This window comes from Bradyrhizobium sp., from assembly GCF_028868675.1.
Lineage (GTDB): Bacteria > Pseudomonadota > Alphaproteobacteria > Rhizobiales > Xanthobacteraceae > Bradyrhizobium.
Genome location: NZ_JAGWUA010000144.1, coordinates 1 through 12343 on the forward strand (window position 1 = coordinate 1; position 12343 = coordinate 12343).

Here is a 12343-nt window from a genome sequence, read left to right on the forward strand (position 1 = left end):
CGCCCGAGCAGAAGGCGATGATCGACGGCATCGCGCAGTTCGGCATCCTTCTGCTCCTGCTGCTGACCGGGATGGAGACCGACCTCAAGCTCGTTCGCAAGGTCGGCAAGGCGGCGATCGCGGTCTCCCTGACCGGGATCGTGGTGCCCTTCGCCTGCGGCTTCGCGCTCGGCGAATACCTGCCCGACGCGCTGCTGCCGGATCCGCAAGCGCGCCTCGTGGCCTCGCTGTTCATGGGGACGGCACTGTCGATCTCCTCGGTGAAGATCGTCGCCGTCGTCGTGCGCGAGATGAATTTCATGCGCCGCGACGTCGGGCAGATCATCGTCGCGACGGCGATCATCGACGACACCGTCGGCTGGATCATCATCGCGGTCATCTTCAGCCTGGCGTCCCGGGGCACGCTCGACGTGGCATCGGTGGCGAAGGCGCTGCTGGGCACGCTCGCCTTCCTCGCCGCGAGCTTCACCGTCGGCCGCTGGCTGGTGTTTCAGCTCATCCGCTGGGCCAACGACAATCTCGTCAGCGCGGCGCCCGTAGTCACGGTGATCCTGCTGCTGATGGGCGCGATGGCGCTGGTCACGCATCTGATCGGCGTGCACACGGTGCTCGGCGCCTTCGTCGCCGGCGTCCTGGTCGGGGAATCGCCGATTCTCACCAGGCAGATCGACGAGCGCCTGCGCGGCCTGATCAGCAGCTTCTTCATGCCCGTCTTCTTCGGCCTCGCCGGACTGAGCGCCGATCTGTCGGTGCTGAAGGAGCCGCAGTTGCTGCTCCTGACGGCCTTGCTCGTTGTGATCGCCAGCGTCGGAAAGTTCGGCGGCGCCTTCCTGGGCGGCACGATGGGCGGGCTCAGCACGCGTGAATCGCTGGCGCTCGCGAGCGGCATGAACGCGCGCGGGTCGACCGAGGTCATCATCGCGACCATCGGACTGTCGATGGGCGTGCTCAGCCAGAACCTGTTCACGATGATCGTCACCATGGCGATCGTGACCACGATGGCCATGCCGCCGATGCTGCGCGCCGCGCTGGCGCGTCTTCCGATGAGCAGGCAGGAAGAGGAACGCCTCGAGCGCGAGGAGTTCGAAAGGCGCGGCTTCGTCGCCAATCTCGAGCGGCTGCTGCTCGCGGTCGACGAGAGCGCGAATGCGACGTTCGCCTCGCACCTCGCGGGGCTGCTGGCCGGCCCGCGCGGCCTGCCGCTCACCGTGCTCCATATCGGGCGGCAGGCAAAACGGCAGGAGAGCCATCGCGGCGGGGCGGAAAGCCACGAGGCCATCGTCAGGAGGGCAGCGCAGGCGGCCGGCGAGCGGGACGAGGAGGGAGCCGGCAAGGTCGATGTCACCACCCGCGCACGGCACAAGGCGATCGGCGAGGCCGTGGTGGACGAGGCCAGGAAGGGTTTTGATCTCATGATCGTCGGCGTCGATCCGGTGACCGGGCGCAAGGACGGCTTTCACAGGAAGGTCGAGGACGCCGCCGCGGAGTTCGAAGGCGCGCTCGCCATCGTCGCCGGCAAGGCCGCGCATCTGGAGCAGCCGACGCCCGCCGGGTTCGGGATTCTCGTGCCTCTTTCCGGCAGCGGCGTCTCGCGCCGCGGCGCGGAAGTCGCGATCGCCCTGGCGCAGACGGCCTCGGCGTCGGTTCGCGTGATCTACGTGGCGACGACGCGGGACCGGGGCACGCGCCGGGCGGCGACGCGGTCGCGGGTCCGGGAGGAGGGCGTGCTGAAGGACGCCAGCGCGCTCGCGGCGCGCTACGGCGTCGACATCACGACGACCCTGCAGGCCCATGCGGCGCCGGAGACGGCAATCCTGCAGGAGATCGAGAGCAGCAAGGCCGATCTCGTCGTCATGGGCGTCGACCGCATCCAGGGCGACCGCCTCAGCTTCGGCGGCGTCGCCGACGTCGTGGTCCGGCGGTCGAAGGCATCGGTGCTGCTGGTCTCCAGCGGCGAGGCCGGCCAGCCCGTTCGCAAGTCCTAGGATTCTGCTTCGGCGGCCGGCTGCGGGGCCGGCGCCGCATTCTTGCGCGATGCGCGCCAGTTCTCGAAGCGCTGCACCACCACGAAGAAGGCGGGCACGAACAGCACGGCGAGGCAGGTCGAGGCCAGCATGCCCGAGAACACGGTGATGCCGATCGACTTGCGGGCTGAGGCGCCGGCGCCGGTCGCGAGCACCAGCGGCACCACGCCGAGGATGAAGGCGAACGACGTCATCAGGATCGGCCGGAAGCGGGCGCGCGCCGCCTCGATCGCGGATTCCAGCAGCGGCTTGCCGTCGCGGCCGTGCAGCTCGAGCCCGACCTCGACGATCAGGATGGCGTTCTTGGCCGACAGCGCGATCAGCAGGATCAGGCCGATCTGGCAATAGAGGTTGTTGTCGATCTTCAGGCCGTTGAGCACCAGCATCGGTCCGATGAGCGACAGCGGCACCGCGAGGATCACCGACATCGGCGCGTACCAGCTCTCGTACTGGCCGGCCAGCACGAGATAGACCAGCAGCATGGCAAGGCCGAACACATAATAGATCTGGTTGGTGACGGCCTTCTCCTGGTAGGACATCGCGGTCCATTCGTAGCCGGTGCCTGATGGCAGCGTCTTGGCCGCGATCTCTTCCATCAGTTGCAGCGATTGGCCGGACGAGTAGCCCTGCGCCGGCAGGCCGACGATGGTCGCTGACGGATAGAGATTGTAGAGGCTGATCAGCGACGGTCCGACCGCGGGCGTGATCCTGGCCACGGTGCCGATCGGAATCATGTCGCCGTTCTGGTTGCGCACCATCATGTTGGCGATGTCGCGCTCGGTGAGGCGGAATGCCGGGTCGGCCTGGGCATAGACCTGGAACACGCGGCCGAACTTGTCGAACTGGTTGACGTAGGACGAGCCGAGGTAGGACGACAGCGCGGAGAACACCTGGTCGGTCGTCACGTGCAGCGTCTGGGTCTTGACCCGGTCGATCTCGACGTCGAACTGCGGCACCGACGAGCGGAACGACGAGGAGACGCGCTGCAGCGCGCTCTGGCTCTGGGCGTTGGCAACCATCGCCCCCGTCATCGCCTGCAGCTTGGCGAAATCGCTGTTGCCGTCGCGCAGCTCGACCTGCATCGAGAAGCCGGCGGCGTTGCCGATGCCCTGGATCGGCGGCGGCGGCAGCACCAGCGTGCGGGCCTCCAGGATGGTCGAGAGCTTGTCGTTCAGGCCGAACACCAGCGAGCGCAGGTCCTCGCCCTTGCCGCGCGCGCTCCAGTCCTTGAGGATGACGTAGGCGACGCCGGCATTGGCGAGGCTCGCGTTGTTGTCGAGCGCGGAGATGCCGGCGATGGTGATGACCTGGGCGACGCCAGGGGTCCTGCTCGTGATCTCGCTCACCTTGTCGAGCACGGCTTGCGTCCGCTCCAGCGCCGCGCCGTCGGGCAGTTGCACCGCGGCGATCAGGTAGCCCTGGTCCTCGATCGGCAGGAAGCCGGTCGGCACCCGCGACAGGCCGTAGCCGCCGATCCCGATCAGCACCAGCGCGACCGCGACCGAGACGGTCGCGTGCCTGACGAGTGCGCCGATCAGGCGGATATATCCCCGCTCGATGCGGTCATAGACGCTGTTGAAGCCGCGGTAGAAGAAATTGCGCTGCTCCGGCGGCACCGCCGGGCGCAGCCACAGCGCGCATTGCGTCGGCTTCAGCGTCGCGGCGTTGATCGCGCTGAGCAGCGCGGTCGCGGCGATCACCAGCGCGAACTGCGAATAGATGCGCCCCGTCAGCCCGGCGAGGAAGGAGGCCGGCAGGAACACCGAGATCAGCACCAGCGTGATGCCGACGATCGGCGCGAACAGCTGGTCCATCGCCCGGATCGCGGCGTCGTGGCCGGACATGCCCCGTTCGATGTTGTGGGCGGCACCCTCCACCACCACGATCGCGTCGTCGACGACGATGCCGATCGCGAGCACGATCGCAAACAGGGTGGACATGTTGACGGTGAAGCCGAGCGCCGCCATCGCGGCGAAGGCGCCGACGATGGTCACCGGCACCGTGGTCGCGGGCACCAGCATCGCGCGCCAGTCCTGCAGGAACACCAGGATCACGACCAGCACGAGGAGGCCGGCCTCGATCAGGGTCATGTAGACCTCGTGCACCGAGGCCTGCACGAATTTCGTGGTGTCGAACGGCGTGTCGTACTTGATGCCTTGCGGAAAGCCCTTTGCGAGTTCCGCCATCTTCTTCTGGACGGCCTGCTCGACCTGCAGCGCGTTGGCGCCGGGCGACTGGAACACGCCGATGCCGGTGGCCGGCTGCTTGTTCAGCGAGAACATCTGGCTGTAGGTCTGCGCCCCGAGCTCGACCGAGCCGACGTCGCGCACCCGCGTGACGTCGCCGGTGTTGCCGGTCTTGACGATGATGTTCTCGAACTCCGTGGTGTCGTCGAGCCTTCCGTTGACGTTGAGCGTGTACTGGAACGCCTGGCCCGGCGGCGTCGGCGGCGCGCCGACCTGGCCGGCGGCGACCTGCTGGCTCTGCTGCTGGATCGCCTGGATCACGTCCTGTGGCACCAGTCCGCGCGCCTGCAGCTTCTGCGGATCGAGCCAGACCCGCATCGAGTACTGGCCGGCGCCGAACACCGTGACGTTGCCGACGCCGGGCAGCCGCGACAGCTCGTCGCGAACGTTGATGGTGGCGTAGTTGCTCAGATACAGGCTGTCGTATTTGGAGTCCGGCGAGGTCAGCGTCACGAACAGGAGGATCGAGGTCGATCTCTTCTGCACGGTGACGCCCTGGTTCTGCACCGCCTGCGGCAGCTGCGACAGCGCGCTGGAGACGCGGTTCTGCACCAGCACCTGCGCGAAGTTCAGGTCGACGCCGATCTTGAAGGTCACGGTCAGCGTGTAGGTGCCGTCGGCGCCGCCGTAGGACTGCATGTAGAGCATGTCCTCGACGCCGTTGACCTGCTGCTCGATCGGCAGCGCCACCGTGTCGATCACGGTCCTGGCGCTGGCGCCCGGGTAGCGGGTGGTGACCTGCACCGTCGGCGGCACCACGTCGGGATATTGCGCGATCGCCAGGTTGAACAGCGCGACGCCGCCGATCAGGATCATCAGCAGCGCGATGACGTTGGAAAGGACCGGCCGCTCGATGAAGAATTTTGAGATCATGGCCGCTTCCTACCTGGCCCGAGCCTGCGGCGCTTCGATCTTCTGGACTTGCGGATCGACCTTCTGGCCCGGAATCGCCCGCAGCAGGCCGTCGATCACCACGCGGTCGTCGGCTTTGAGCCCGCTCTCGATGACGCGGAGGCCGCCGTCGAGCGGTCCGGTCCGCACCTTGCGCTGCCCGACCGTGCCGTCGGCATTGACCACCAGCACGTAGCGGCCACCCTGGTCGCTGCCGAGCGCGGTGTCGGGAACAAGAAGCGCATCCTTCTGCCGGTCGACGGGGACACGGACGCGGACGAAATAGCCGGGCAGCAGCACGCGCTCGTCGTTGGGCACGACGCCGCGCACGGCGAGGGTGCCCGTCGACTGGTTGACGGTCGGCGCGGCATAGTCGAGCCGGCCCTCATGCGGATAGCCGGTCTCGGTCTGCAGCCCCACCTCGACCGGCAGCGACTTGATGTCGGTTGCGGTCATGCCGCGCCGCGCGGCCTTGGCGCGGATGCGCAGCACGTCCTGTTCGTTGACGTTGAAGTTCACGTAGATCGGGTCCAGCGCGACGATGGTCGCGAGTTGGGTCGGCGACGACACGCCGACCAGTTCGCCGATCGAGGCCTGGTGCGCGGTGACGACGCCGTCGAACGGCGCGGTGACCCTGGTGTAGCCGTAATTGACCTGGGCGAGCCTGGTGTTGGCCTGGGCCTGCTGCAGATTGGCCTGGGCGTTGTCGCGCGTGGCGGTCGAGGTGTCGAGCGTCGCCTGCGACACCGCCTGCCGCTGCACCAGCTCGGTTTGCCGCTTGAAATCGGCTTCCGCCTGCCGGAGCGAGGCCTGTGCGCCGGCTTCCGCGGCCTGCGCCTGCTCGAGCTTGAGCTTGTAGGTGTCGGGCTCGATCGTGAACAGCGTGGTGCCTTCCTTCACGAAGGTGCCGTCCTGGTATTCGATCGTCTGCAAAAATCCCTGCACGCGCGCCACGAGGTCGACGATCTTGATCGGCGCGGTATTGCCGGTGGCCTCGAGATAGCGCGTGATCGTGCGCTGCACGGGGGTCGCGACGTCGACCTTCGGCGGCGGCGGCGGCACGAACGCGTTCTTCTGCTCGCAGCCGGTGAGCGCGGCCGCGGCCGCGAGCGCCGCGATCAGCTTGCCGATCTGTCCCGAAACCCCGTCTCGTCGTGCGGGACATTTCAGATGCGCGCGCGTCATCGCGATGGCCCCCGTTTCCTTGTGTGCCTGCGGCAGGTCGCCGCCGGATTTGATAGCAACAAACGCGCGGCCGTGAAACACCATAGCCATGGCGTTGCACCGGGAAAGGCCCGCGCGCCGTGACGGTTTTGTCAATCTTCGTGACAAATCGGCTTTTCACCGGACGCGCAATCCACCACAATTGCCGCAAAGCCGTTAGCCGACGACCACCGCTTCGTCGCGGCGGGGCGGGTGGCGCAGGCGGCCGAAGGATAGGGAGAAGCGCCATGCAGTTGTCACCGGAGCAATTGGCGCTGAAGGCCCGCGCCGCGGAGCTCTCCAATGGCCTCGTGCGCAAGCGCGGCGTCGAGATCGACAAGTCTGGCGAATATCCCTGGGACGTCGTCGAGGCCCTGAAGGCCGAGCGCTTCATGGGCATGACGATCCCGACCGAATATGGCGGCCAGGGCCGCAGCTTCCTCGACACCGTGCTGGTCATCGAGGAGATGGCGCGCTCCTGCACGGTGTCGGCGCGCATCGTCGTCGAGGCCAATATGGGCGCGATCTCGACCGTCATGGCCTACGGCACCGACGCGCAGAAGAGGCGCGCCGCCGATCTCGTGCTCTCCGGCGACAAGCCGGCGATCTGCATCACCGAGCCCGATGCCGGCAGCGACGCCTCCGGAATGACCACGCGGGCCGACAAGCGCGGCAACCGCTACGTGCTCAACGGCAGGAAGCACTGGATCACCGGCGCGGGCATCTCGCGCCTGCATCTGATCTTCGCCCGCGTGTTCGACGAGGGCGGCGAGCAGCTCGGCGTCGGCGGCTTCCTCGCCGTGCGCGGCGAGGCGGAGGGCCTGCGGATGAACAAGCGCGAGCCGACCATGGGACTCTGCGGCATGCCCGAGGGCGAATTGGTGTTCGAGGATCTCGAGATCACGCCCGACATGGTGCTGTTGCCGCCCTCCGGCTTCAGGCGCGGCTTTTCCGATCTCATCAACGCCTACAACAGCCAGCGCGTCGGTGCCGGCACGGTTGCCATGGGCGTTGCCGCCGGCGCGCTGGAGCACGCGGTCGCCTGGGTGAAGTCGCGGCAGCAGTTCGGCCGGCCGATCGGCGAGTTCCAGGGCCTGCAATGGATGCTCGCGGACATGCAGACCCAGCTCACGGCCTCGCGCCTGATGCTGCATGCGGCTGCCGCCTCGCGCGGGCCGGGCGGCAGCGCGTTTCCCGATCCGGAACTCGCAGCCCAAGCCAAGATCTTCGCCTCGGAAGCCGCGATCAAAATCGTCAACGATGCGCTGCAGATGTTCGGCGCGCGCGGCTATTCGCGCGACTTCCCGCTCGAACGCATGGCGCGCGACGTGCGCATGTTCACGATCGGCGGCGGTACCGCGCAGGTGCTGCGCACGCTGGTCGCGAGCAAGGTCCTGGGCTGGAAGCTGCCGCAGACCCGCGACGGTTACGCCAAAGCGAGGGCGGAGCGGGACTAGGCGATGCCTGAACGCAGGAAAGGCCGCTCGCCGACGAACGAGACGGCGCACCGGCGAAAACCGGCGCAGTCGCGCTCGCGCGCCACGGCGGAAGCGATCCGCGAGGCCTTCGTCCGGCTGCTGGCGAGTCGCGACTACGAGGACGTCTCCATTCGCCAGGTGATCTCGCTCGCCGGCGTCGGCATCGGCAGTTTCTACGAATATTTCTCGAGCAAGGACGATCTCGGCGCGGTCTGCATCCATCTCTGGATCAAGGAGATCTCGACCGCGATGCGCGCGAGCATCGAGGCCACGCGCGGTCGGCAGCTCGCCGAGCGCGTGCATCGGCTCATCCTGGCGCAGATGGCGGCGCCGTTGCAGCGGCCGCGGGACTGGGCGGCGCTGTTCCGGCTCGAGCGGCGGATGTCGGGGATGAAGGAATTCCGCCGCATGTACGGCAAGTTCGTGCGGCTGCACGAGGAGGCCCTGCTGGCCGGCCCCGGCTGGCCCGACGGCAAGCCGGCCGGACCGACGGCATTCGCGGTGCATGCCATCGTCTACGGCTTGGCGTCGCAGCAGCTCATCGTGTCGGACGGAGCCATCGACAACGATGCGCTGCGCGACACCGTCTGCGCCGCCGTGCACGGCTATCTCGCGACGATGGTGCCGTCCTACGTCCGCCCGGCGGATGCGCCGGTCCACCTCGCCCCGCTTGCGGGGAGAGGTCGGAATTCAAACGGAACTTGAATTCCGGGTGAGGGGGAGTCTCCGCGAGTCCGTTTGTCCCCGTCCCGGCGGAGAGTCCCCCTCACCCCAACCCTCTCCCCGCAAGCGGGGCGAGGGAGCGCACCTTCGTCGCCGCTCGCGCTAGCGCGGCCGCGCGCGCTCGACGATCGCGCTGCAATCCACCCGCATCGGCAGCGCGCCATAGTGGTGCGCGCCGCGCGCGTCGAGCCGCGAGGCGCAGAACGCGTCGGCCACGTTGGCGGGCGCATGGCGCACCATCAGGCTCGCCTGCAGGCCGGTCGCGAGCCGGTCGACGAGATCGCGCGCGCGCAATTCGAACTCGGCGGTCTCCTTCATGTCGGCCTTCAGCGCCTCGATATGCGCGTCGAGCAGCCGGTTGCCGCCCTTGGCGCGCGAAACTTCCGCAAAGTAGACATCGACCGTCTCGGGCGTGCGCCCCATGGCGCGCAGCACGTCGAGGCACTGCACGTTGCCGGAGCCTTCCCAGATCGCGTTGACGGGGCTCTCGCGGAACAGGCGCGGCATCGGCCCGTCCTCCATCACGCCGGAGCCGCCGATGCATTCCATGGCTTCATAGGCGACGCCGGGCGTGCGCTTGCAGATCCAGTATTTTCCGATCGCGGTGCCGATGCGGATGAAATGGGCCTCCGCCTCGTCGGTGCGGTTGTCGAGCGCGCGCGCCATGCGCATGGTGAGCGTCAGCGCGGCCTCGGCCTCGAGCGCGAGGTCGGCGAGCACGTTCTGCATGATCGGCTGGTCGATCAGGAGCTTGCCGAAGGCCGCGCGCTGGCGGCAATGGTCGATGGCCTGGGCGAGCGCCATGCGCATGCCGGCGGACGAGCCGACCATGCAGTCGAACCGCGTCATCGCCACCATCTCGAGGATGGTCGCAATGCCGCGGCCTTCCTTGCCGACCATCCAGCCGAGCGCGCCGCGCAGCTCGGTCTCGCTCGAGGCGTTGGAGGCGTTGCCCATCTTCTTCTTCAGCCGCAGCACCTGCAGCGGATTCTTGCTGCCGTCGGGCTTCCAGCGCGGCACCAGGAAGCAGGACAGGCCGCCGGGCGCCTGCGCCAGCACCAGGAAGGCGTCGCACATCGGCGCCGAGACGAAGAACTTGTGGCCGACGAGCTCGTAGGCCTGCCCGGGTCCTTCCGTGCCGACGGGCAGCGCGCGGGTCGTGTTGGCGCGCACGTCCGAGCCGCCCTGCTTCTCCGTCATCGCCATGCCGATGGTGATGCCCTGCTTCTGGTCGACCGGCACGTTGCGCGGATCGTAGACGCGCGCGGTGATCTTCGGCACCCAGTCCTTGGCGAGGTCCGGCTGCAGCATCAGCGACGGCACGGCGGCGAACGTCATGGTGATCGGGCAGCCGTGGCCCGCCTCGACCTGGCTATGCATGTAGACGCGCGCGGCGCGCGCGACATGCGCGCCGGGGCGCGGATCGGTCCAGGGCGAGGAATGCAGGCCCTCCTCGATCGAGGTCTTCATGAGCTGGTGATAGGAGGGATGGAAACGCACGAGATCGACACGGCGGCCGTAGCGGTCGTGGGTGTCGAATTCCGGCAGGTTGCGGTTGGCCAGCGCGCCGAGCTCGAGATAGTCGGCGGTGCCGATCCGCGCGCCGAAATCGGCGAGGTCGTTGCTCGCCCACGCCGCGTTCTCGCGGGTGACCGCTTCGCTCAGCGCGCGGTCGCCGGAAAACAGGTTGAAGTCGGCGAGTTCCACCGGCTGGTTGATGACGTCGTGCGTGACCGCGCCGAACCGGTCGGCTGCAGGTCCCGTGTGCGAAGCATTCTGGGCAGTGTTGGCCATGTCGTTTTCCTCCCGGTGTCGCGGCGACCGGATCGTGCGTCGTGGAGGCATTCTAGCGCCGAATTGCCGACGCATGTGTTCGGGTTTCGCGGGGGCCCCGGACGCGCCAGCCGCAGGCCAGGTCCCGGCCTTGGCCGGGTGCAAGGCCGGCGAAAATACCGCCGCCGCCGGCCGTCATGTTCGGGTTTCGCTCGGCGCGGCCGGCTGAGGGCGCCGGTTCGTTTTCGCATCGGACCCGGGCGCGGCGTCCGTCAGAGCGCCGCGACGCTTTTCGTGCGCTTCGCCTTGCCGTGCTGCTGCGCCACCGCGGCCTGCTTCGGCTTCTTCCCGGCTGCTGCGACGTGCTGTGTCTTCGATCTCTTGGACGCGTATTCCTGGCCGTCGATCGGCGCGACATGCGCCGGATCGCGTCCGAGATAGGGTCGCGCGATCCCGAACTCCTTGCCGTGCGCGTCGATCCACTTCCAGAGCCTGTCGCTGGACGCCCAGCGCTCGTCGCGCGTGTTGCCGGTGATGCTGACGATGTCGGCGGCGAGCCCGTGACCATAGCCGCCGCGCAAGGAGCCGCCATGAAACGATCTGTTGCTGGCCGCCTTCAGTCCGCTCGCGATGGATTGGCGGTAGTCGTCGCGGAATGCGCTGGTGATGCCGGGCGCGAAACCGGCGAGTTCGGCTGCGTGCAGCGCGTGAAAAAGCTTCAGTTTGAAGCTCCGGTCCATGCCGCCGATCACATAGTCCGTCAGCGACATGCCGGCCTTGTCCGCGGCCTTCGGATCCTTCCAGGCAAAATCCTCGTCGACCAGCGTCGTCACGGTCCTGGTGACGGTCACCGTCTTGCCCTTCCGCTTGACCGTCACGCGTCGAAGCTCGGGCACCTTGATGGAGTCCTCCTTGGGCGCGCGCCGGTAGAGCGCCCACAGATAGCGGTCGATGCAGGCGTTCACCGCAAGACATTCGTCGAGCACCTCGACGGAATCGAGGGCGGGTTCGGGTCCGGCCGCCGGGTTCGCGCCGGCCGGTACGGTCGCCGGCAGCGGCGTTTCGGCCGGCAGCACCTCCGAAGAGTCCGTGGACGCCAGTCGAATGGCCGGTTCCGGTTTGTCGACGACCGCCGTCCGTGTGGCGGCCGCTGCGGCCGCGAGCTCCGCGGCGGTCGGCACGGTGGCGAGGGCGGCGGCGGCTTCTTCGATCGCGGCGAGTCGTTGCGCGGCGGCGCGTTCGGCGACGGCGGAAGGAGATGACGTCTCCTGCTCCCTGACCGGCGTCGCCCCGGTCAGCTCGATGCCGGTCGAGCCGAAGGCAATGAGCCAGACCAGAACCCAGCCCGCGAGGACGGTCGACCGGCGCGACTGCGCAACGTTCGAAAATCGCCGCAGGTTCATTTCCGAGCCTCCATTGAGCCGGACTGCACAGCCACGCACGCGACGCCGGGGATTGTTCGGGTCATTCTGCGGCGACGCAATGACCGACAATATGGAGCCGCGGCTTTTCGCGATAGTGTTGCCGGAGGGCAACGGCCGTGGAACCGGGCCGCGCCGGACGGCGCCAACTACGGGGCGCCCGTGCCCTGCTTCTCCTGCTCTCGGCGATGCCGCCCGCGAGGCCGGGCGGTGCGGGGCAGATGTGAGCTGCCGGTATTCACCGGTCGGAGACGGTCAGGCCGTCGCTGCAGGTGTCCGTGCCCGCTACGACACCCGCTTCACCGCGGGCGGAGCCCACGCGCCTTCGCCGGGCGGTAGGATCGACGGCGGCTCGGTCTTCGGCCAGTACAGCCGCATCACCATGTAGATGGGGCCGTCCGGAGCCGGGAGCCAGTTCGCCTCCTTGTCCTTGCCCGGTGATTTGTTCTGGATGTAGAGCGTCAGCGATCCGTCGGGATTGATCTTCATGCCCGGCAGCATCGGCGAATTGATCAGGTAGCGGTCGATCGGATTCTTGATCAGGAGCTGCGTCTTGCCGTCATACATGGTGACCGACCAGAACG

8 protein-coding genes are annotated in these 12343 nt (G+C 68.0%); 3 read left to right on the forward strand and 5 right to left on the reverse strand.

Features of this window, described 5'->3' with window-relative positions; translation table 11 throughout:
- A partial coding sequence (locus tag KGM94_RS17800) for a cation:proton antiporter (protein ID WP_300262070.1) occupies positions 1 to 1985 on the forward strand: 1985 nt, incomplete at its 5' end.
- Here the strand turns inward: KGM94_RS17800 and KGM94_RS17805 are convergent.
- Positions 1982 to 5143: an efflux RND transporter permease subunit gene (locus KGM94_RS17805; RefSeq protein ID WP_300262073.1), complete on the reverse strand. Its 3162-nt coding sequence runs from the start codon at positions 5141 to 5143 to the stop codon at positions 1982 to 1984. The two genes, KGM94_RS17800 and KGM94_RS17805, sit on opposite strands and share 4 nt — an antisense overlap.
- 9 nt (positions 5144 to 5152) lie before the next feature.
- Positions 5153 to 6346 (reverse strand): efflux RND transporter periplasmic adaptor subunit, encoded by a 1194-nt coding sequence (locus KGM94_RS17810; RefSeq protein ID WP_300262093.1) that lies wholly within the window; start codon positions 6344 to 6346, stop codon positions 5153 to 5155.
- Between the two features lie 266 nt (positions 6347 to 6612).
- Here KGM94_RS17810 and acdA point away from each other — a divergent pair, with 266 nt between their 5' ends.
- Together acdA and KGM94_RS17820 are read left to right on the forward strand one after the other, a co-directional pair.
- On the forward strand, positions 6613 to 7821 hold the full coding sequence (acdA, locus tag KGM94_RS17815; RefSeq protein WP_300262076.1) for a 3-sulfinopropanoyl-CoA desulfinase: 1209 nt from the start codon (positions 6613 to 6615) through the stop codon (positions 7819 to 7821).
- A gap of 3 nt (positions 7822 to 7824) precedes the next feature.
- A complete protein-coding gene (locus KGM94_RS17820) occupies positions 7825 to 8547 on the forward strand; it encodes a TetR/AcrR family transcriptional regulator (protein ID WP_300262079.1) in 723 nt (240 codons plus the stop codon).
- Between the two features lie 120 nt (positions 8548 to 8667).
- Here KGM94_RS17820 and KGM94_RS17825 read toward each other — a convergent pair whose 3' ends face one another.
- From KGM94_RS17825 to KGM94_RS17835, 3 genes are all read right to left on the reverse strand, one after another.
- Positions 8668 to 10359 carry an isovaleryl-CoA dehydrogenase gene (locus KGM94_RS17825; RefSeq protein ID WP_300262082.1) on the reverse strand — a complete coding sequence of 564 codons (1692 nt, stop codon included), beginning with the start codon at positions 10357 to 10359 and terminating at the stop codon, positions 8668 to 8670.
- A gap of 251 nt (positions 10360 to 10610) precedes the next feature.
- Positions 10611 to 11741: a peptidase M15 gene (locus KGM94_RS17830; RefSeq protein ID WP_300262085.1), complete on the reverse strand. Its 1131-nt coding sequence runs from the start codon at positions 11739 to 11741 to the stop codon at positions 10611 to 10613.
- A gap of 303 nt (positions 11742 to 12044) precedes the next feature.
- A partial coding sequence (locus KGM94_RS17835; protein ID WP_300262089.1) for a DUF1214 domain-containing protein occupies positions 12045 to 12343 on the reverse strand: 299 nt, incomplete at its 5' end.